This window comes from Undibacterium sp. Dicai25W, from assembly GCF_049340505.1.
Lineage (GTDB): Bacteria > Pseudomonadota > Gammaproteobacteria > Burkholderiales > Burkholderiaceae_D > Undibacterium > Undibacterium jejuense.
The window spans coordinates 288,982-310,177 of record NZ_JBMPOQ010000003.1 but is presented as its reverse complement, the minus strand read 5'-3'; the positions used below and the strand labels follow the sequence as shown (position 1 = coordinate 310,177).

Genomic DNA, 21,196 nt, shown 5'->3' with positions numbered 1-21,196 from the left:
GAATAAAAAAACGCCCGACCTATCGAGGAGCGGGCGTTCATCCAATTCTAAGCATTTAAGCGCGATGAATCAGCACCTTGTCAATCAAACCGTATTCAACTGCTGCATCCGCTGACATGAAATTATCACGATCAGTATCTTTTGCTATCTGGTCAAGACTACGACCAGTTTTTTCAGCCAGAATACCATTCAGACGTTCACGCAAATACAAAATTTCGCGTGCCTGAATTTCAATATCAGATGCCTGACCTTGCGCTCCACCAAGTGGCTGATGGATCATGATACGAGAGTTAGGCAACGAAAAACGCTTGCCTTTCGCACCAGCTGCCAGCAAAAACGCTCCCATAGAAGCTGCCATTCCGGTACACAGAGTTGATACATCCGGCTTAATAAATTGCATCGTATCGTAAATCGCCATGCCAGCAGAAACTGAGCCGCCTGGCGAGTTAATATAAAAAGCAATATCTTTATCCGGATTTTCACTCTCCAGAAACAACAACTGCGCTACGACCAAGTTTGCGGTTTGATCATTCACAGGTCCAACCAGGAAAACTACACGCTCTTTCAAAAGACGGGAGTAGATGTCGTAAGCACGTTCACCACGCCCACTCTGCTCTATTACCGTAGGCACCATGCCCAGCATATTTGTATCTAACGCCGAATTACGGATGATGCCTGTCATGTGTTTTCCTTTTTTTACTTAAGCTTGTGCGTTATTACCCATTAACTCATCAAATGGCAGAACTTTTTCTGTCACTTTTGATTTGCCTAACACATAGTTAACGACGTTTTCTTCTAAAACAAGTGCTTCAACCTCAGCCAGACGATTACGATCACTATAGTAGTATTTTACAACTTGTTGTGGATCTTCGTAGCTTTGAGCAAAATCTTCAACTTGCGCCTTGATTTGATCAGCCGTTGCTTGCAGATTGTTTGCCTTCACCAATTCAGCCAGGATCAGACCCAGACGAACGCGGCGCTCAGCTTGTGCCGCAAACAGTTCAGTCGGGAATGGTACGTCTTTAACGTTCATGCCACGTTGCGCCATATCTTGACGAGTCATTTCAGCCAAGCGTTCACCGTCTTGCGCAACCAAAGTTTTTGGCACGTCAAAAGCAACTGCCTTTACCAACGCGTCCATGACGCTTTCTTTAGTCTTAGCTTTAACACGGCCTTTTACTTCGCGCTCAAGGTTTTCCTTGATATCAGCGCGCATTTTAACCAAATCGCCATCTTCAACGCCGAGCATTTTTGCAAATTCAACGTCAACTTCTGGCAAATGTGCCCACTCTAATTTTGTCAGAGTAATTGTAAATTCAGCAGTTTTACCAGCTACGTCTTTACCGTGATAGTCTTCTGGGAACGACAATGGGAATGTTTTCGATTCGCCAGCTTTTAAACCGATGGTTGCCACTTCAAATTCTGGCAACATACGGCCTTCGCCTAATACGAAAGCAAAACCTTCAGCTTTACCACCAGGGAACTCAACACCGTCGATTTTACCGACGAAATCAACTGTAGCGCGATCGCCATTTTGAGCAGATTGATCTGCACCGCCGTTACCGTGCGCACCCTCTTCGCCTTTAACGTGGAAATGTACACGTTGCTTACGCAGAATGTCGATCGTTTTGTCGATTTCGGCATCAGTCACTTCTGATTTAACTTGCTCAACTTCAGCAGCCGACAAATCGCCAACAACGATTTCTGGATACACTTCAAAAGTTGCATTGAAAGCCAAAGTACCTTCAGCTACACCTTCGTTTGCGCTTGGCTCGATACTAGGATAACCCGCTACACGCAGGTTGTTTTCGTTAGCCGCAGCAGCAAATGCCTGACCAACTTTATCATTCAACACTTCGTTTTCGACTTGATAGCCGTATTGCGCAGCGACCATTTTCATTGGCACTTTGCCTGGGCGGAAGCCTGGTGCTTTTGCTGTACGTGCACGTACCTTCAAACGCTTTTCAACTTCTGATTTCACATCAGCGATTGGAAAAGAAATCGTGAGGCGGCGCTCCAATTTATCTAAAGTTTCGACTGCAGTTGCCATGAAAATCGTCCAAATAGTAAAAATTCTGTGGTGCGAGGAGGGGGACTCGAACCCCCACACCATTGCTGGCGTCAGGACCTAAACCTGGTGCGTCTACCAATTTCGCCATCCTCGCGGGATGAGTATGTTACATACCGGCATACATACGACAAGGCCGGTACAAAAGCAAAGGGCGACCCGAACATCTATCGTCGCCCGAAACTTATGCATGTGGCATTACAACTCCAGCCCGATATTCTACTGGATTTTGAATCAATATGTCTTATTTTTTTAACGCTTTTTAAGAAATACTCCAAAATTTTCATAAATGACTGATTTTGAAGTATTCGATCTGCGCTTAACACGAAAGCAACACATTAGGATTCAAGCCAACTAGATTGAATGCCCACCCTTTTTCACTTTAAACCAAGCTGCATACAAAGCTGGCAAAAATAATAAAGTTAAACCAGTCGCAATGATTAAGCCCCCCATAATCGCCACCGCCATCGGCCCCCAAAACACAGAGCGCGACAACGGTATCATCGCCAATACGGCTGCTGCTGCCGTCAGAATAATTGGACGGAAACGTCTTACCGCAGACTCAACTACCGCATTCCAAGGATCAACACCAGCACCAATATCATGCTCAATTTGATCAATCAAAATGACGGAATTGCGAATAATCATACCGAATAACGCAATAACACCTAATTGCGCAACGAAACCAAATGGCCGCTGCAAAATCAATAATGCCATTGCTGCACCAGCAACACCCAGGGGTCCAGTCAAAAAGACCAGCAAAGATCTTGAGAAGCTATGCAATTGCAGCATCAGCAAAGTGAAAATAATGAAGATCACCAAAGGCACATTTGCAGCGATAGAATCTTGCGCCTTGCCACTATCGGCAGCAGCGCCAGCCAATTCGACTTTATATCCGGGTGGCAAACTCGCAATAATTTTACTTAGATGAGGCATAATCTGAGCGGAAACCGTCGGACCCTGAATACCATCAACCACGTCCGACTGCACAGTCACCGCCCACTCCCTGCGCTCGCGCCAGACCACACCCGGCTCCCACACCATTTTAATGGTCGCCAATTGCGACAAGGGCACCGATTTACCATTAGCTGTTGGCATGTTCGCGTTGCTAAGCGCCTCAATCGTTGAACGCTCATCAATTGGCTGACGCACAACCATATCAATCAATTTATTACCATCGCGGTATTGACCAACTGTGGTACCAGTCAAAATGGTATTTGCCGCCCGCATCACAGTTTGCGACGTAACACCAAGTGCGCGCAACTTATCCTGATCGAGATCGATACGCACGACCTTGACCGATTCATTCCAGTTGTCGTTAACACCCACCGTATTTGGATTGGTACGCATTACCTCTTTGACCTGATCAGCAATGGCACGCACACCTGCGACATCCAATCCAGTAACGCGGAACTGCACCGGATACGGAACTGGGGGGCCGTTTGGCAACAACTTAACGCGACCACGCACTTCAGGAAAATCAACTTTGAATATATGCGTGATTTTCAATCGCAATTGTTCTCGAGCCTTCAAATCTTTCGCCAACACCACGACTTGCGTGACATTGGTTTGCGGTAAAATTTGATCGAGTGGCAAATAGAAACGAGGACTACCATTACCAACATAACTAGTAACGCTTTCCACCCCGTCCTGCTTTTGAATGAAGGCTTCAAATTTCCTCGTTTGCGTCTCGGTCGCCTTAAATGACGAACCTTCAGGAAGCCACATCTCCACCATCAATTCTGGCCGACTGGAATCCGGGAAAAATTGTTGTTCGATAAATTTAAAACCAAATACACCCAGACCAAAAATACCCAGCGTAATCACTATCGTTGTTTTGCGCCACTCAACACACCACGACACCACGGTGCGGAAGCGACTGTAAAATGGCGTATCAAACAATTCATGGGGCTCACCACCTTCGGCATGCGGCTTCACCTTCAATAACAAATAACCAAGGTAAGGCGTAAATAAAACCGCTGCAAACCAGGAGATCAACAATGCCAGCGCATTGACCGAGAACATCGAAAAGGTATATTCACCAGCTGCGGATTTTGCCAGACCAATTGGCAGAAATCCGGCCGCAGTAATCAACGTGCCAGTCAACATCGGCATTGCCGTCGATGTATAAGCAAAAGTTGCCGCGTCAAAACGAGAAAAGCCCTCTTCCATTTTGCGCACCATCATTTCAACCGCAATAATGGCATCATCCACCAACAAACCAAGCGCAATAATCAAAGCACCCAGAGAGATCTTATGTAAATCAATCTCTAAAATATGCATAAACAAAAACGTAATCGCCAATACCAAAGGGATGGTTAAACCGACCACGAGGCCAGGCCAGACATCCAGACGGAATGGCTTGGTATGCAAACCTAAAGCCAAAAAACTCACAGCCAAAACAATGACAACAGCCTCAATTAAAGTATGAATGAATTCACCCACTGAAGCCTTGACCGCATCAGGCTGATTAGTAACCTGTTCCAGCTGTATGCCGACTGGCAATTTCGCTTTAACGAGCGCCACGGTAGCCTGTAAATTCTTACCCAACTCAACGATATTTCCCCCTTTTTCCATGGAGATACCAAGGCCAACAACATCCTTTCCGTTGAAACGCATTTTGTCATGCGGTGGATTTTGATATTCACGCTTTACGGTTGCAAAATCACCCAATCGGAAGGTCGTCCCGTTGGCACGCAGTTGCAGATTTTCCAGATCTTTCACCGCCATCAAGGCGCCAGAAACCCTGACCTGCAAATCACTGGACGAGGTAGTCAATACCCCAGTACCTTCAATACCATTTTGCGAACTGATTTGAGAAACGATGGCATCAAATGAAATACCCAATTGCGAGAATTTCTTTTGTGAGAATTCGATATTGATTTTTTCATCCTGAACACCGACTAACTCTACCTTCGACACCATGGGGATGCGCAAGAATTGCTGACGCACAAAATCGGCATACTCCTTCACTTGCTCATACGTAAATCCATCGCCTGATAAGGCAAAGATTGAACCGTAGGTATCACCAAATTCATCATTAAAAATCGGCCCAATAACGCCCGGCGGTAGTGTGCTACGAATATCGCCAATTTTTTTGCGCACCTGATACCAGGCCTGCTGCACTTCCTTGGGTGGGGTCGACTCTCGCAATTCCAGCGTAATTAAGGTTTCGCCTGGCTTTGAGTAGCTACGAATGCGGTCTATGTAGGGCGTCTCCTGAAGCTTTTTTTCCAGCTTATCAGTCACCTGATCTGCCATTTGCAATGCGGTCGCACCCGGCCATATTGCTTTTACCACCATCGCGCGAAACGTGAATGGTGGATCTTCATCCTGCCCTAGATGACCATAACTAAATATTCCACCCAATAACAGCGCCACCATCAAATAGCGCGTGAGTGGTATATGCTCTAAAGCCCATTTAGATAAATTAAAACCACCAGATTTTTCACTCATTTGGACGCTCCAGCTACAGGAGCACCGACGTCATTTACTGACGCGAGATCAGCACCGAGAATCGTCACACGTTGACCTGGCTTAAGGAAATTAACACCAGCAGTAACCACAGTTTGACCACCGGAAACACCGGCTGCAATCAAGACATCGTCGCCCGATGCACCCGCAATCTGCACTGGCACCAACTTCACTGCGCCCCGCTCCACGATCCACACCGAGGAATTTCCTTTATTTTGCAATAAGGCCGTCATCGGTATTTTGATGACTTGATTAGGGTTACGAGCAATAAAGCTGACCGTGGCAGTCATCCCCAGGCGTACATCCGCAGCATCAGCTGGCAAAGTCACCTTAGCGGTATAGGTGCGCGTGACTGGATCGGCGATCGGTGACAGCTCGCTCAATTTAGCCGACATGAGCTTATTTGGATGCGCCCACAAGCTGACATTGATATCGGTCATTTGGCCGATAACATTGATTTTATTTTCTGGAATACCGACCACCACTTCCATGTCGCCCGCCTGTGCTACGCGAACTACCGGCGCACCAGCAGCCACTACCTGCCCAACTTCAGCATCTACGCTGGTCACAACCCCATCAACATCTGACGCCAAACTAGCATAGCCGGTTTGATTGCTTTGATTTTTATACGCAGCAAGCGCCTGCTCATAACTTGATTGCGCCGCTTTAAACACCACCTCTTTACTATCCAACACAGTCGCAGCAACAAAGTTTTTAGTACGCAATTCCTGATAGCGCTTCAGTTCAGCCTGCGCCAGGTCGCGGTTACTTTCCGCAGCAACCAAACCAGCTTTGGCCTGCACCTGCGCCAGAGCCAAGTCTTGCGGATCCAATTGCATCAGGAGCTGCCCGCGTTTTACAACTGTACCCAAATCCACTTTGCGACTGATGATTTTGCCACCGACTCTAAAACCCAAGTGCGATTCGACTTTTGGGCGCACTTCCCCGGACAATTCCATTGCAGCTTCCGCGGTGGCACTTTTGACCACAATCGCGCGGACCGGACGAATATCTTCTGTCTTTTCTGTCGGTTTTGAGCAAGCTGCCAGCGTGGCAATCATTGCCAGCACCAGCCCTGCGCGCGACCATTTGGTGGGAAAGGATTTTTGCGCAAAAAAAATCTCACTGACGCGCGAGGGGAATTGTAGTCTTGACACGGGAATTTCCTTTACTATGCAGGCTGTTGATGTCGAAGCACTTTCGAGCAACATGACAGAAAACCAAAATAACTGACTCAATAGTTAGTTATTATAGATAAGCACCTCTTTTTTGCCAATGACTTTTCAGTCATTAATAATTAAACTCTGATTTAAACGCTGAATATGACAGTAGAACACTACGAAAATTTTCCAGTCGCATCCTTATTATTACCCGCCAATCTGAGGTCGGCAGTAAGAAATATATACGCATTTGCACGCACCGCAGATGATTTTGCCGACGAAGGAAATGCGACACCAGAAGAGCGCATTGAGGCATTAGAAGGATACGAGCGGGAGATTAACGCCATAGAAGCAAATCTACCGAGCAAGACGCAGCTCTTTCAACGTTTAGCAGAAACTATCAAAGAACATCAATTGCCGCTACAACCATTCAGAGATTTACTGTCAGCATTCAAGCAAGATGTAACAACAACGCGCTACGCGACTTACGAAGATTTGCTCGACTATTGCCGTCGCTCAGCCAATCCTGTTGGCAATCTCATGTTGCATTTATATGGTGCTGCAAATGCAAAAAATCTGCGGGACTCAGACGCAATTTGTAGCGCACTTCAACTGATTAACTTTTGGCAAGATGTCGGCATCGATTGGGATAAACAACGCATATACATACCCCAAGAAGATTTGAAGCGCTTTAGCATCCCACCAGAGTCGATCGGACATAAACCTGATAGCACTCAATGGCAACAGCTTATGCAATTCCAGACGCAACGTGCAAGGGAGCTAATGCTATCCGGTAGCAGCCTGTGCAAGCGCCTGCCAACGAGGCTTGGTTGGGAATTAAGGCTGGTCGTGCAGGGAGGCTTAAGAATTGCCGAAAAAACCGACCAGGTAAATGCGGACGTTTTCCGACACCGCCCCAAATTAGACAAGCGTGACTGGTTTATTTTGTGCTGGCGCGCCATTGTCATGTAGTAAAAATAACCTCTTATTGCTTTGAGACAGGCACATAACATCAGTCCATTTAAAACTAAGCAAAATCTAAGCAAAGGAAAGAAAAAAGTTGGCATTACTTAGACCAGGAATTCATTAATGGAGAATCATATTGCGTGGCAACACAATCAAAAGAACAAGAATCATGCTCTTGATCCCAATTTAAAGCATAATAGCAACCATAAATTGTTCAACCTATTTCTGTGAGTTTTCACCCCAAGAAAACAGCGCTAACACCATATCGCTAACACTATATTTTTATAGCAAGATTTCAACTTTTTAATTTAACAAAACAAGGCTATTGCCATGCGCCCTAGTGCAAAACTTTTCTCCCTCTTGGCATGCGTCCTATCCCTCAATGCTTGTACCGTGTTAGCGATCGCTGATGCCGCAGTCTCAACCACTGTGCACGTAGGAAGCGCCGTTGTTGGTACTGCCGTCGACGTAACCAAAGCAGGCGTTGGCGCAGTCGCAGGAAGCGGCAAATAATTGCCACTGCACAAGCAAAGGTTAAACACAAAAAACATCATGCCAACTGAACTCGAGATTTCTCAGCACCGCCAGGTGCAAACTGCTGCAAAATCGACTCTTGCACGACTAGAGAATCTCATTACGGCTGACGATACCGAAAAAAGTATCGCCAGGAAAGCACACGAACTCCTGGCAGAACAGGGCTACCCAGATACCTGGTACTACAACTGCCCTGCATTGGTACTGCTAGGCTCTCGCAGTTGCGTATCCATCTCAGGTCGAGAATACGAACCGCGAGACGAACCCGTTGGCATTTCAAATCTGATCACCATTGATTTAAGTCCAGTTCACAATAAGGCTTGGGGTGATTGCGCACGCTCCTTTGCCATCGAGAATGGTAAAGTTACCAAAACTCCCCAGTTGCTTGAATTCAAGAACGGTTTAGGATTCCTGGAACAAATGCACGCGCAAATGCTGAAATTGGTGCGACCACAAACCACTTTTGGCCAGTTGTTTGACTGGGCAAATATGCGGATCCGACAAAATGGATTTGTCAATCTCGACTATAGAAACAATGTTGGCCACAGCATTGCCACCGACAGGGATCAACGACAATTTATTGAAACCAATAACACGACATTGTTGGCTGATGTTCCTTTTTTCAGCTTTGAGCCTTTCATCAGACTCAAAGGTGGTAAATGGGGATTCAAAAACGAAGGCATTTTCTACTTTAACGACCAAGGTGTTTTAGAGGAGCTCTAAGAGTCTCTGCTAACGTTCAACCAACGCGGTCTGAAAAATAGATAAATAAAAACCGGACTAGCGGCAATGTGCTGATAGTCCGGTTTTTTATTATAAATACTAGTCCCGTAAAACGACGGAACCATACACACTAAGAATTCTGGCAAGTCACCGCAATATTTGCAGATGCACCAGGATTCGCTAAGTTTGCAACACCATTGCCATTTTGCACCGTGCAAGTCTGACCATTAGGCTGAGTTGTGACTGCCACCGAGTAGTTCATCCCAGTCAACAAACTCCAGGAAAAATTATAAGTACCAATCGTAGAAACAGTTAATGGATCGCCCTCCTTACGTGCGATTGAAGTATTCGTCAAAGTGACAGAATTACCCGCTGTCAAACCAGTTACCGTGAAAGTTACCGGAACAGCAGTAACACAGTTAACGCCGATCAAGGGGGGGGAGAGTTTTGGATTGTTGTCAGCAACGCCCGTTCCGTTTGCCACGGTACAATACTGCCCAGGCGGCGGCAGTGCCACCGTGACATTGTAGTTGTACCCACTAACAACCCAGGTTGGCAAAACAAAGGTTCCGTTTGCAGAAATCGCACCAGCTGGGGTATTGTCAGCACTTGTACTCACATTTGTCGCCGGATTGGTAATGTTATTAATCAAATACAGTTTACCACCATCTGCCAGACCACTTAAATTGCCGCTAATTTGAACATTAGGAACGCAAGTGACAGCGACATTCGCAACACCAGTAGAACTGTTCATGGTACCAGTACCGTTAGCGACAGAACAGTTCACGTAACGAGGTTGCTGATACACAGAAATAGTATATTGAGCATTACTCGCTTCTGTGAATGAAAAAGAACCATCCGCACTCAGGACTTGCGTATAGTTACCTTCATTTTTCAAGCCCACGGTATTTGTACCGCTTGTGCCTAGACCAGTTACAGTACCACCAACAGTCGTATAGACGAAGCCACCACAGCCAGCGAGGACAATGGCCACACCGCTTAAAATTCCAGCAATTTTCGATTTATTCAAGATATTTGTCCAAATTTAGAGTTTTGTACCAAAAGCAAGCTCATTTTTATCTGAGCAATAATATAATGCGCCCACTATTATACGAGCTAGCGCATTTTGGATTCAGAATTCTGCGATCCGATTACATTAAGATACTTATTTTAGCCGCGTCATGGCAAGTACTTCATGTTTGCACAAAGTTTGTTAGCATATCGACTTTACTCGGCTTTGTGCCGATTACTTACATAAAAAAGCATGTCTCCAGACGAATATTGCCAACAAAAAGCAGCCCAGAGCGGCTCCAGTTTTTATTACAGCTTTCTGTTTCTGCCAGCAGAAAGAAGAAAAGCCATCACGGCACTCTACGCATTTTGCCGCGAGGTTGACGATGCCGTCGACGAAAGCAGCGATGATATGCTCGCTCGCACAAAATTGGCCTGGTGGCGAAAAGAGCTTCAAGCTATGCTGGAAAATGCGCCAACTCACCCGGTAACCAAAGCCCTGCTTCCGCATATGGCAACCTACCAGCTACAGTCAGAACATTTATTTGCCATCATAGACGGCATGGAAATGGATCTCAACCAGACGCGATACCTGGATTTCACCGGATTACAAAAATATTGCTGGCATGCCGCTGGCGTTGTTGGTATTTTGTCCGCAAGCATTTTTGGTATAACCAACCCCAAAACCCGCGAATTTGCGGAAAAATTGGGGCTGGCTTTCCAGATGACCAACATCATCCGCGATGTTGGAGAAGATGCGCGTAAAGGCCGGATATATCTACCGGTCAACGAGTTACAAGAATTCAAAGTCACCGCCGCTGATATTTTGAATGCAAAACACAGTCCGCAATTTGAAGCCTTGATGCAATTTCAATACGAACGTGCGCAAAAATTATATGACGAAGCGCTCGCTTTACTACCAGCAGAAGATCGCCGCGCACAGCGCACGAGTCTGATTATGTCATCCATCTATCGCACTCTTTTAGTAGAAATTCAGCGCGATCATTTTCAGGTGTTGAATCAACGTATTTCCTTAACGCCGATCCGGAAACTGTGGCTCGCCTGGAAAACCTACGTCCGTGGCTAAATCCTCACGTAAGCACATTGCAGTCATTGGCGGCGGCTGGGCAGGTTGTGCGGCCGCGGTCCAATTAACCAAGCAAGGACACCAGGTTAGTTTATTTGAAGCGTCGCGCACGCTCGGCGGACGTGCACGCGCCGTTGAAGTGAATGGGCTCAAAGTCGACAACGGTCAGCACATTCTACTTGGCGCTTATCAGCAAAGTCTGCAAATGATGCGCGAAGTCGGTATCGATATGGAGCAATCCTTCTTACGCCTGCCTTTGCAAATGATTTACCCATCTCATGAAGATGGTATGCAGTTCATTGCGCCAAAATCCGGATTCATCCCTGCCCCGCTGCACTTATTGATCGCTTTGTGGCAATCAAAAGGATTAGAGAAAGCCGACAAACTGGCACTCGCTCGCTTCTCTTCGACAGCGCGCTGGATGGGCTGGAAGTTATACCAAGACTGCAGCGTCAGCGAGTTGCTGCAACGTTTTGATCAGACCGAACGCTTATGCCGGTTGATGTGGAACCCCTTATGCGTTGCTGCTCTCAATACACCACCTGAACGCGCATCAGCGCAGGTATTTTTGAACGTTTTGCGAGATAGTCTTGGCGCCAAGCGTGCAGCATCCGACATGTTGATTCCACAGTTGAATTTATCCGCACTGTTTCCGGAGCAAGCCGCGGTTTTTATCCAAAGCAAAGGTAATAAGCTGAATTTAGGACAAGCCGTCACAGGGGTAAGTCAACATACGGGTATGCCGGGTAAATGGCAACTCAATTTAAGCAAACAAGAAACATCAGACGAGCATGCGTATTACGATGGCATTATCATTGCCACCGACTGCAGCAACGCAAAACGTTTATTGAAGTCAGCGAACAGCGATACTGTCTTGCCAGAATTTGCATTTGAAGCGATTACTACCTGCTACCTGAATTACGCAGCCGATATACGGCTACCAGGTGCGATGCATGCCTTATGCGATGCGCCTCAACAGGAAAAATGGGGGCAATATGTATTTGATCGCGGCTACTTGCACATTGAACATGCTGGCCTCTTGGCAGTAGTAATCAGCGCGCCACAAAATCCCAATTCTATCGAACACGATAAGATTGCCAGCGCGATTGCAAGCCAGTTGGCTGAGAGTTTTCAGTTACCTGCATTAAAACTACCGCTCTGGCATCAGATCATCACAGAAAAAAGGGCAACGTTTAGTTGTACACCTGGGCTTGCTCGCCCGCCAAACACGACCGACCAGACAGGTCTGTTGTTAGCGGGCGATTATACCGCTGGCGATTATCCCGCCACTATCGAGGCAGCAGTAAGAAGCGGCATTTCTGCCGCCAAACGACTGCAATAATAACCGGCATACCACCAATCAAAAGACGCTAACTCGCATCATCAACGTCACGTATCTTGCTCATTGCTTCATCAATACGATCAACCGCAATGATGGTCAGGCCTTCTATTTTTTGCTTAGGGGCGTTCGCCTTGGGAATCATGGCAATGGTGAAGCCAAGTTTTGCAGCCTCTTTGAGCCGCTCCTGACCGCGCGGCGCTGGTCGTATCTCACCCGCCAAACCAACTTCACCAAACACCACCAGACTGCGCGGCAAGGGCTTATTGCGCATGGACGAGTTAATTGCCAACAAAACTGCCAGATCAGCCGCAGGCTCAGCAATTTTGACTCCGCCAACCGCATTGATGAACACATCCTGATCAAATGCCGCAACTCCCGCATGTCTGTGCAAGACTGCCAACAGCATTGCCAGCCGGTTTTGTTCTAAGCCGACTGATAAGCGACGTGCATTTGGCGCGTGGGAACTATCCACCAATGCCTGAATCTCTACAAGCAACGGACGGGTTCCCTCTTGCGTCACCATCACGCATGAGCCTGCGACTTGCGCATCATGCTGCGATAAAAATAAGGCGGAGGGGTTTGATACACCTCTCAAACCCCGCTCACTCATGGCAAATACACCCAACTCATTGACCGCGCCAAAACGATTTTTAATGGCGCGTACCAGACGGAAACTGGAATGCGTATCTCCCTCAAAATACAACACCGTATCAACAATATGCTCAAGTACGCGCGGCCCAGCTAGCGCGCCTTCCTTGGTCACATGACCAACCAGAATCATCGTGATATCCATAGTCTTGGCGACACGCGTCAATTGCGCCGCACATTCGCGCACCTGTGCCACCGAGCCGGGCGCCGAGCTTAATGCATCCGAATATAAGGTTTGTATCGAATCTATCACCACAACTTGCGGCTTATGATCCGACAGGGTGTTAAGAATTTTTTCAAGCTGAATTTCCGCCTGCAAAGCCAAACCCTTGGTATCAAGACCAAGCCGATTCGCACGCAAAGCAATTTGCGCCCCAGATTCTTCACCACTCACATACAAAACTTTTTTGATCTTGGCCAGATTGGAGAGCGCCTGCAACAACAAGGTTGACTTACCGATACCAGGATCACCACCAATGAGCACCACACCGCCAGGCACCAGGCCACCACCCAACACCCGATCGAATTCTTCAATACCGGTGCCAAAGCGCGGTACGTCCGACGCTTCGATATCAGATAAATTCAGCACAGGCGCCGTTTGCGCCAGGCTTTGATGTTTTCCAGAAAAACGATTACCTGCAGCCTCAACCACCGTTTCGACCAAGGTATTCCACTGCCCGCAAGATGGGCACTGTCCCGCCCATTTATTAACGATGCCACCGCATTCAGTGCAGGTGTAATTTGTTTTTGCTTTCGCCATATTTTTCCAAAAACCGAGTAAACACTGGTATTTTACTCAGTATTCAAACATAAGCTTGTGCTAATTCACATGGTTTTTGAGTTTTTCATGGTATAAAGCTGACCGATAACACTTTGTAACAGGCAAATCATAAGCATGAAACGCGGTTTCTATACGATTATGGCGGCACAGTTTTTTTCATCGCTGGCCGACAACGCATTGCTCATCACTTCGATGGCCTTACTTGCAAGCATGAACTCGCCGAGTTGGATGACCCCACTCCTCAAGTTATTCTTTGTATTGTCATACGTTTTGCTGGCTGCCTTTGTTGGCGCTTTTGCCGACGCACTTCCCAAAGGGAAAGTGATGTTCATCACGAACATGATCAAGGTTACCGGTTGCGCGCTCATGTTTGTTCATGTGCACCCGCTGATTGCATATGGCGTGGTCGGCTTTGGTGCCGCAGCGTATTCACCGGCCAAATACGGAATCCTGACAGAGCTACTCCCACCCGAACACTTGGTAGCAGCCAATGGCTGGATTGAAGGCTTAACTGTCAGCTCTATCATTCTGGGAACCGTGCTCGGTGGCGCGTTAGTAACGCCACATGTGACAGATATCCTACTCAGTATGAAATCGCCCCTGATTCACTTACCCATCAATACCGCTATGGAAGCCGCATTGACGGTCATTACCGGGTTTTATGGTCTGGCTGCGATTTTTAATTTGAGAATTCCCGACACCGGCGCACGTTATGCGCATCAAAAACATCAACCCCTGCAATTGATTGCTGATTTCTCGAATTGCTTCATGAAGCTTTGGCAAGACAAGCTGGGTCAAATTTCTCTCGCTGTCACGACTCTGTTTTGGGGTGCAGGTGCAACCTTGCAATTCATCGTTTTAAAATGGGCCGAAGCCTCATTGCACATGCCACTAAACCAGGCAGCCATCTTGCAGGGCATCGTCGCCGTTGGAGTTGCCATCGGCGCATGTGCTGCCGCCAAATTTGTACCGCTCAAAAAATCATTATCAGTCATGCCTATGGGTATCGCGATGGGCGCGGTAGTAATGACCATGATTTTTGTTCATAGCAAAGAAGTTGCTTACCCATTGCTCATTTTAGTTGGTGCGTTATCAGGTTTCTTTGTGGTTCCGATGAACGCTCTTTTACAGCATCGTGGTCATGTTTTGATGAGCGCTGGTCATTCCATCGCTGTACAAAATTTTAATGAAAATTTATCCGTACTAACGATGTTGACGGTGTACGCAATCATGATCTCACTAAACCTGAATATTCAAGTTGTGATCGTGTTGTTCGGTGGATTTGTGATGAGCACCATGTTTATGGTAATGAAAAAGCACCAGGCCAACCAGCGTGAATTTGATTCCATTGCCTTAATTGGTGAACACAAGCATTAACGTTTCAAAGCGTAGTCAAGCAAGAGGCGCTAAGCGCTTCCTTGCGTCAACCGCCTGCCGCCACCAATTATCAGGCACAACCATGCCGCGGCAAACTTCTCTCGCATAGCCATTTTGCATTTCGGTGATCGCCAGCACGACTGGTGTTTTAACGAGCGTAAATTGCACTCCAACTTGTTCAATTAACTGTTCTTTACTGAAAACTTTGTGGGCAGAGAGCTGAACCGGCGCCAGCCACATCAGGCGATCAAGTATGACACCAGAAAAATCCTCCATATCGTAAAAATCGCTCATTTGCCAGATGTAGCCACGACAATGATCCGCTGCGACGCCATCCACCAGATTTGCCACATCAAGTGCTAAGGGTTTACGGTAAAACAACCAGCCCTTGATCAAAGCTTGAGCGGTAGTAACAGGAAATGGCAATTGAACGCGTGCTTGCGGATGCTCACTCAGACGCAATTGTTGATTCACAATCTTGTGCATCTTAGCACCTAGCGTATCGGCTAGATTTGGGCCTAGATAATCGAATAAATCCGCATGTTTGCTATCGGACTCGAAAATGTCGTTTTGAAAGAAGAGATAAAATTTAGTCGCAAGCTCCCAGTGACTGAGACTTTGACCGTTCTGCACCAAAAAATCAAACTCGCCGATCGTCCGCGATTTGTCATCATGAATTTGCAAGCCGTGCGCATATAAATTGCTCAACTGCGACAGATAGAAAGCTAACAGTGCTTCAGCATATAAGCCCAAACGTCTGGTTGGATGTAAAGCTAAGGCAGCATACAAAGCGGCAGGATCTCGATCAAGTGCATGCAAAAAATCACTTAAACCAGATGCACCCGGCAAAGCCGGCGCAATATTCGCGCCATTCCAGATCGGCGTATCGTTATTAAGCAGATGCGGTGAGCTCAACAACCATGCCAAGGCGCGCACATGCGGATCGCGTAACCCACCCCACTCAATATGAAATTGCTGTTGCACGGTGAAAGTCACGCGGCTTTTCCATCAAGTGCTTGCTGAGCCAGACATAAATCCTGCCACGCTTTGCTCTTCTCCCTTGGTTTGCGTAACAGATACGCTGGATGATAAGTTGCTACCATAGGAATCCCGGCTACGATATGTACTTTATTGCGCAATTGTGTAACTGGCGTATCAGGATCAGATCCCGTTAAAGCAATCGCTGCAGTTTTACCCAAAGCCACAATCACTTGTGGTTGAATCAAAGCGATTTGCCGCTGCAAATACGGTAAGCAAGAAGCAATTTCATCGGCGACTGGAGGCCTATCGTTACCATTCTGATCGTTTGGCCTACACTTGACCACATTCGCTATATAAGTGCGATCACCACGGCGCACACCGAGTGAAAGCAACATATTGTCGAGCAATTGTCCGGCAGCGCCGACAAACGGTACACCCTGAATATTCTCTTCCGATCCCGGACCTTCACCTACAAACAACCAAGCTGCCGAACGTGCGCCGACACCGAATACAGTTTTTTGTCGTCCCGCGCATAAGCCACAAGCACGACATGATGTGACTGCTTGCTCTAAATCATCCCAGCCCATCTCCGACACTGATTGCACCACGGACAATGGCAATGCAGACGCATCAGGAACTAGAAGCTCATCAAGCCATGCGACTCCATTTACTTTTGTCTCGCCAGTTGCATCAATACTCGGCTCTACTACAGTCGCAAAAGACGACTTCTCAATATGCACAGGGCCAGCATCAACTAATACAGAAACCCCGCCCACCTCGTGGCTCGCTTCCGCATAGCGCGGCAACCAAACAGGTCCGATTCCCATCTCGGTCAACATTTTGATCCGAGCCGTCGCTTGGTTCGAGTGCATTAACATAATCTCCGCATCACTATGGCGTCTTCTCGCGCATCACCTTCCAACGGGTAATAGCCCTTGCGACGGCCAATTTCTTCAAAACCATCACTCAAATAGACTTCGATGGCGCGATAATTGCTGCGCCTTACTTCCAGCAAGATAGACCCATATCCATGCTCTATCGCATATTCACGCATGTATTTCAGCATCGCACTTGCGTAACCTTGTTTTTGATTTTGCGTTCTGACCGCAAAATTAAGCAGATGCAACTCGTCTACCACTGGCATCACCAAAAAATAGGCGATGATCTGACTGGACTCATCACGCAAACCAAACGCGTCATGGCCATTCATCAAGGAATCTGAAAAATTACCGCGCGTCCAAGGGTGCGAATAAACCGCCTCCTCAATAGAGAGAATCTGATCAATATCTGCAAATCCCAGCCTTACAAATTCATGCATATATATTCCACCGGAAAATCATCACTTTCGATCTTTTCACGTCAGTTCTGGCCTATAAATAATTCGATTACTGCGCTTCTTTTGCAATTGCCCGTTCGGCGGTCGTCAATGCAATTTTATTACGCAAATACAAAGGCTGCGCGTCTTCAGGCGAGACGCACGAACCCGCCTTAAAACCCCGCAAGCCTAATTGCGCTACTTGTCTTGCATGCGGCATTAATTGCACAGGAGTGTGTGATTGTAATTGCGATGGCAACACCAAGCCATTACCCAACACCACGAGGGCGTGTGCATGCTGCTCAGAGACTTGAATATCGTCGAGCTTCGATAAAGTGGGTGGACTCATTTCTGTCCAGGCATCGCCATTCAATTGGTAATGCGCCCAATATACCTCGCTCATACGGGCGTCAAGCACGCACACGAAATCGTTCACGCTGCTGTTTTCAGCCGCCGCCAAAGCCATTGCATGCAGACTCACCACCGGAATCACGCCAATATCTGCGCCAAATGCCAGACCCTGCACAACCCCGCAGGCGGTTCGTATACCAGTGAAGGCACCAGGCCCACAGCCAAAGGCGATCGCATCGCAATCGCTTAAAGCAACACCCGCCTCTGTGAGCAAGCTTTGCAGTGCTGGTAAAATTCCCTGAGAATGTGTCTGAACGCCGGATAATTCGCGTACGAACATCTGATCTTCAACAAACAAAGCTGCTGAAGCGAGTTCTGTCGTAGTTTCTATTGCTAAAATCGTAGTCATGGACGTATTTTACCGTGTTCACCGCTCAACAAGGCTGAATTCTCAAGCGCTTGGATAGGTTAAAATTGAAAAATGACTGCTTATACCCACTCCGATGACCTGAAACAGGTGCAAACCCAACTCGCCAACAAAAATTGGCTGGTCGCCTGCCTATGCGCTGCCTGGTGCGACACCTGCACCGCTTATCGCTCCGCATTCAACCAATTAGCAGCACAACATCCGGATAAATGTTTTACCTGGATAGATATAGAAGACTGTGCGCATCTGGTAGAAGAGATAGAAATTGAAAACTTCCCTACCATTTTGATACAACATCTCGATCAAGTTGCTTTTCTGGGCACGATGCTCCCAGATACGATGCAATTGCACCGACTGATTAACTCACTCGATGACAGTATCAAAATTGGTCCAATCAAGCGCAGCGCACTCAATCAGGAAGCGCCAGAGGATTGGAGTCTCAGGCAACTGATCTTGACTGAATGAACACTACCTCCGACTTAAAAACAAAAGCCGCCAATGACACTTTGGCGATTTTTTATTACCCCGTTTAATTCTGAACTAAAAAAGAAAAAAGGGACTAGATTTGCATCTAGTCCCTTGAATCTGGTGCGGCTGGCAGGAATCGAACCCACGACCCCTTGGTTCGTAGCCAAGTACTCTATCCAGCTGAGCTACAGCCGCGAAGAACAAAATTATAGCAAACCCAAGCACTCGTGAGAAGCCCCTTGGCGCAAAAACTTTGGAAAAGCTTACTGAAACCTCAAAAGCATTGGAAACACTTAAGTAAATAGCACCAAATATTTATACAAAAGCACCAGCAAGAAGCAACCGACTCGCAAATACTCTCAGCAAAGGATCGCAAATACGGAAATCAAAAACACAAAAAGAAAAAAGGGACTAGATTTTCATCTAGTCCCTTGAATCTGGTGCGGCTGGCAGGAATCGAACCCACGACCCCTTGGTTCGTAGCCAAGTACTCTATCCAGCTGAGCTACAGCCGCGAAAAACAAAATTATAGCACAGGGGTTTTGATTTGATAAGCCCCCATGCCAAAGTTTTAGATTTCGACCTGCGAACCCACTTCAATCACGCGATTAGTTGGAATGCGATAGTAGTCCGCGGCATCACGCGAATTGCGTGACATGGTCACAAACAACCACTCGCGCCACAAGGCCATGCCACGCTCTGGCTTGGAAACGATAGTCTGTCTGGAAATGAAATAAGAAGTTTCAAGCGGCTCGAATGTTAAGCCTTTGGATGCACAAAGATCCAATGCTTTTGGAATATCAGGCTCATTCTTGAAGCCATATTTCACATCCACCTGGAAACAATTATGTCCAAGATCAGTCACCTGCACACGATCAGCCACTGGAACCCAAGGGATTTCTTGGTTATGCAAAGTTAAGAAAATCACTCGTTCGTGCAAAATTTTGTTATGCGATAAATTATGCAGTAAAGCATGTGGCACACCATCAGCTTCACCGCGCAAGAAAATAGCGGTACCCGCGACACGCTGCGGTGGCGAAACAAACAAGGATTCCAAAAAGTCATTCAAAGGAATCGCATGTTTTTTGAGATTGTTAAACACCAATTCACGACCACGCTTCCAAGTCATCATCACAACAAACATGACCACACCCAACACTAGCGGGAACCAACCACCGTGGAAGATTTTCAAAGCATTGGCTGAAAACAGCGCCAAATCAATCATCACAAAAAAGCCCGTCGCCAGGAAACACAGCAATGGGTTGTATTTCCAACCGTAGCGAATCACAAAAAAAGTAAGCAACGAGGTTACTAACATTGTGCCAGTCACTGCGATACCGTAAGCAGATGCCAGATTTGAGGAAGAACCAAATCCAATAACCGCCGCAACAACAACGACCAACTGCGCCCAGTTAACTGCAGGAATGTAAATTTGGCCAATTTCTTTCGCCGATGTATGAATGATTTGCATACGCGGCATAATTCCAAGAGAAATCGCCTGCTTTGTCATTGAGAATGTCCCGGAAATCGTCGCCTGAGAAGCAATCACCGTCGCTACCGCAGAGATGACGACTAAGGGGTAAATACTCCAAGCCCCCAACTGCTGGTAGAACGGGTTACTCACTGCAGCAGGATTAACAATCAACAAAGCCCCCTGCCCCAGATAATTCAAACCCAGCGCCGGAAATACCACGAAAAACCATGCGGTACGAATGGGTTGACTACCGAAATGACCCATGTCCGCGTACAGCGCCTCAGCGCCAGTAAACGCCAGTACGACAGCACCCAAAGCCAAAAACGCAACCCAACCATGCACCTGCATGAAGCGTATCGAATGCATAGGGTTTAAAGCGCCGATGATCGCAGGATCTTTCGCTATGTTATAAACACCCATCACCGCCAGCGCAATAAACCAAATCAACATAATCGGGCCAAACCAATTTCCAATCCCGGCAGTACCTTTGTACTGAACTGCGTACAACGCAACAATGACCACTACTGTGATTGGTACCACATAAGGGCCAAAAGCCGGGGTCGCCACCTCCAACCCCTCAATCGCAGAGAGCACAGAGACGGCCGGCGTGATCACGCCATCGCCATAAAACAAGGCTGCGCCAAACAAACCCAGTACAAATAGGGTTAAATGGAGTTTTGAAGATTTTCCAACCGACTCCAGCGCCAACGCTGTCAGCGCCATGATACCGCCTTCGCCTCGATTATCGGCTCGCAGAATCAGAGTAACGTACTTCAATGCCACGATGATTATTAGACCCCAACAAATCAATGAAATAACACCGAAGATGTTGAATTCATTGAGCTCGAGACCGTGTTCCGGGGAGAATACTTCTTTTATTGTATAGAGAGGACTAGTGCCAATATCGCCATAAACGATCCCGATAGCGGCAAGTGATAAAGCAGCGAGACTGCTTTTAGTGTGATCCTGATGATTTTCCAATTGCATACCTTATTGTTTTTTGTTGCAT

General features: G+C 47.1%; 18 protein-coding genes and 3 tRNA genes. 7 read left to right on the top strand and 14 right to left on the bottom strand.

All coding sequences use genetic code 11. From position 1 onward, the window contains the following. Nucleotides 1-55: 55 nt before the first annotated feature. From clpP to ACO0KY_RS06150, 5 genes are all read right to left on the bottom strand, one after another. Nucleotides 56-682 carry an ATP-dependent Clp endopeptidase proteolytic subunit ClpP gene (gene clpP / locus ACO0KY_RS06170; RefSeq protein ID WP_423044865.1) on the bottom strand — a complete coding sequence of 209 codons (627 nt, stop codon included), beginning with the start codon at nt 680-682 and terminating at the stop codon, nt 56-58. A gap of 18 nt (nt 683-700) precedes the next feature. Next, entirely contained in the window at nt 701-2,050 is a 1,350-nt protein-coding gene (gene tig, locus ACO0KY_RS06165) for a trigger factor (RefSeq protein WP_423044864.1), read from the bottom strand. Between the two features lie 28 nt (nt 2,051-2,078). Further along, nucleotides 2,079-2,165 (bottom strand) — tRNA-Leu (locus tag ACO0KY_RS06160). Between the two features lie 257 nt (nt 2,166-2,422). After that, nucleotides 2,423-5,524, bottom strand: coding sequence for an efflux RND transporter permease subunit (locus ACO0KY_RS06155; RefSeq protein WP_423044863.1), 3,102 nt, complete (start codon nt 5,522-5,524; stop codon nt 2,423-2,425). After that, nucleotides 5,521-6,699 carry an efflux RND transporter periplasmic adaptor subunit gene (locus tag ACO0KY_RS06150; RefSeq protein WP_423044862.1) on the bottom strand — a complete coding sequence of 393 codons (1,179 nt, stop codon included), beginning with the start codon at nt 6,697-6,699 and terminating at the stop codon, nt 5,521-5,523. The genes ACO0KY_RS06155 and ACO0KY_RS06150 overlap by 4 nt, the downstream gene beginning before the upstream one ends. Nucleotides 6,700-6,864: 165 nt before the next feature. Between ACO0KY_RS06150 and hpnC the strand changes: the two genes are divergently transcribed. From hpnC to ACO0KY_RS06135, 3 genes are all read left to right on the top strand, one after another. Next, complete coding sequence (gene hpnC / locus ACO0KY_RS06145) at nt 6,865-7,674, top strand: squalene synthase HpnC (RefSeq protein WP_423044861.1); 810 nt, start codon at nt 6,865-6,867, stop codon at nt 7,672-7,674. A gap of 324 nt (nt 7,675-7,998) precedes the next feature. Further along, entirely contained in the window at nt 7,999-8,181 is a 183-nt protein-coding gene (locus ACO0KY_RS06140; protein WP_423044860.1) for a hypothetical protein, read from the top strand. 39 nt (nt 8,182-8,220) lie between these two features. Further along, on the top strand, nt 8,221-8,925 hold the full coding sequence (locus ACO0KY_RS06135) for a M24 family metallopeptidase (protein WP_423044859.1): 705 nt from the start codon (nt 8,221-8,223) through the stop codon (nt 8,923-8,925). Between the two features lie 130 nt (nt 8,926-9,055). On the opposite strand, the gene ACO0KY_RS06130 is transcribed toward ACO0KY_RS06135, so the two are convergent. Then, on the bottom strand, nt 9,056-9,955 hold the full coding sequence (locus tag ACO0KY_RS06130; protein ID WP_423044858.1) for a hypothetical protein: 900 nt from the start codon (nt 9,953-9,955) through the stop codon (nt 9,056-9,058). 234 nt (nt 9,956-10,189) lie between these two features. Here ACO0KY_RS06130 and hpnD point away from each other — a divergent pair, with 234 nt between their 5' ends. Together hpnD and hpnE are read left to right on the top strand one after the other, a co-directional pair. Then, nucleotides 10,190-11,023: a presqualene diphosphate synthase HpnD gene (gene hpnD / locus ACO0KY_RS06125; RefSeq protein ID WP_423044857.1), complete on the top strand. Its 834-nt coding sequence runs from the start codon at nt 10,190-10,192 to the stop codon at nt 11,021-11,023. Then, nucleotides 11,016-12,365, top strand: a complete 1,350-nt coding sequence (gene hpnE, locus ACO0KY_RS06120; protein ID WP_423044856.1) for a hydroxysqualene dehydroxylase HpnE — start codon at nt 11,016-11,018, stop codon at nt 12,363-12,365. Before hpnD ends, hpnE begins: the two co-directional genes overlap by 8 nt. A 28-nt stretch (nt 12,366-12,393) precedes the next feature. Here the strand turns inward: hpnE and radA are convergent, their stop codons facing one another. Continuing rightward, entirely contained in the window at nt 12,394-13,773 is a 1,380-nt protein-coding gene (radA, locus tag ACO0KY_RS06115) for a DNA repair protein RadA (RefSeq protein WP_423044855.1), read from the bottom strand. A 135-nt stretch (nt 13,774-13,908) separates the two neighbouring features. Here radA and lplT point away from each other — a divergent pair, with 135 nt between their 5' ends. After that, a complete protein-coding gene (lplT, locus tag ACO0KY_RS06110; protein ID WP_423044854.1) occupies nt 13,909-15,171 on the top strand; it encodes a lysophospholipid transporter LplT in 1,263 nt (420 codons plus the stop codon). 15 nt (nt 15,172-15,186) lie between these two features. On the opposite strand, the gene ACO0KY_RS06105 is transcribed toward lplT, so the two are convergent. From ACO0KY_RS06105 to tsaB, 4 genes are all read right to left on the bottom strand, one after another. Continuing rightward, complete coding sequence (locus ACO0KY_RS06105) at nt 15,187-16,167, bottom strand: DUF1853 family protein (RefSeq protein WP_423044853.1); 981 nt, start codon at nt 16,165-16,167, stop codon at nt 15,187-15,189. Continuing rightward, nucleotides 16,164-17,024, bottom strand: coding sequence for a uracil-DNA glycosylase (locus ACO0KY_RS06100; protein ID WP_423044852.1), 861 nt, complete (start codon nt 17,022-17,024; stop codon nt 16,164-16,166). Before ACO0KY_RS06100 ends, ACO0KY_RS06105 begins: the two co-directional genes overlap by 4 nt. Then, complete coding sequence (gene rimI, locus ACO0KY_RS06095; RefSeq protein WP_186910557.1) at nt 17,024-17,470, bottom strand: ribosomal protein S18-alanine N-acetyltransferase; 447 nt, start codon at nt 17,468-17,470, stop codon at nt 17,024-17,026. The genes ACO0KY_RS06100 and rimI overlap by 1 nt, the downstream gene beginning before the upstream one ends. 67 nt (nt 17,471-17,537) lie before the next feature. Next, nucleotides 17,538-18,227, bottom strand: a complete 690-nt coding sequence (tsaB, locus tag ACO0KY_RS06090; protein WP_423044851.1) for a tRNA (adenosine(37)-N6)-threonylcarbamoyltransferase complex dimerization subunit type 1 TsaB — start codon at nt 18,225-18,227, stop codon at nt 17,538-17,540. Between the two features lie 72 nt (nt 18,228-18,299). On the opposite strand from tsaB, the gene ACO0KY_RS06085 reads away from it, so the two are divergent. Continuing rightward, nucleotides 18,300-18,710, top strand: a complete 411-nt coding sequence (locus tag ACO0KY_RS06085; RefSeq protein ID WP_186910555.1) for a thioredoxin family protein — start codon at nt 18,300-18,302, stop codon at nt 18,708-18,710. 121 nt (nt 18,711-18,831) lie between these two features. Here ACO0KY_RS06085 and ACO0KY_RS06080 read toward each other — a convergent pair. From ACO0KY_RS06080 to ACO0KY_RS06070, 3 genes are all read right to left on the bottom strand, one after another. Beyond that, nucleotides 18,832-18,908 (bottom strand) — tRNA-Arg (locus tag ACO0KY_RS06080). Between the two features lie 243 nt (nt 18,909-19,151). Further along, nucleotides 19,152-19,228, bottom strand: a tRNA-Arg gene (locus ACO0KY_RS06075). 56 nt (nt 19,229-19,284) lie between these two features. Beyond that, complete coding sequence (locus ACO0KY_RS06070) at nt 19,285-21,174, bottom strand: potassium transporter Kup (protein ID WP_423044850.1); 1,890 nt, start codon at nt 21,172-21,174, stop codon at nt 19,285-19,287. Nucleotides 21,175-21,196 lie beyond the last annotated feature (22 nt).

Coding starts and splice junctions, on each gene's coding strand:
- tsaB (WP_423044851.1), bottom strand. CDS start 18,227: ATGACTACGATTTTAGCAATAGAAACTACGACAGAACTCGCTTCAGCA.
- ACO0KY_RS06100 (WP_423044852.1), bottom strand. CDS start 17,024: ATGCACTCGAACCAAGCGACGGCTCGGATCAAAATGTTGACCGAGATG.
- rimI (WP_186910557.1), bottom strand. CDS start 17,470: ATGCATGAATTTGTAAGGCTGGGATTTGCAGATATTGATCAGATTCTC.
- lplT (WP_423044854.1), top strand. CDS start 13,909: ATGAAACGCGGTTTCTATACGATTATGGCGGCACAGTTTTTTTCATCG.
- clpP (WP_423044865.1), bottom strand. CDS start 682: ATGACAGGCATCATCCGTAATTCGGCGTTAGATACAAATATGCTGGGC.
- ACO0KY_RS06155 (WP_423044863.1), bottom strand. CDS start 5,524: ATGAGTGAAAAATCTGGTGGTTTTAATTTATCTAAATGGGCTTTAGAG.
- ACO0KY_RS06085 (WP_186910555.1), top strand. CDS start 18,300: ATGACTGCTTATACCCACTCCGATGACCTGAAACAGGTGCAAACCCAA.
- ACO0KY_RS06135 (WP_423044859.1), top strand. CDS start 8,221: ATGCCAACTGAACTCGAGATTTCTCAGCACCGCCAGGTGCAAACTGCT.
- radA (WP_423044855.1), bottom strand. CDS start 13,773: ATGGCGAAAGCAAAAACAAATTACACCTGCACTGAATGCGGTGGCATC.
- ACO0KY_RS06070 (WP_423044850.1), bottom strand. CDS start 21,174: ATGCAATTGGAAAATCATCAGGATCACACTAAAAGCAGTCTCGCTGCT.
- hpnD (WP_423044857.1), top strand. CDS start 10,190: ATGTCTCCAGACGAATATTGCCAACAAAAAGCAGCCCAGAGCGGCTCC.
- tig (WP_423044864.1), bottom strand. CDS start 2,050: ATGGCAACTGCAGTCGAAACTTTAGATAAATTGGAGCGCCGCCTCACG.
- hpnC (WP_423044861.1), top strand. CDS start 6,865: ATGACAGTAGAACACTACGAAAATTTTCCAGTCGCATCCTTATTATTA.
- ACO0KY_RS06140 (WP_423044860.1), top strand. CDS start 7,999: ATGCGCCCTAGTGCAAAACTTTTCTCCCTCTTGGCATGCGTCCTATCC.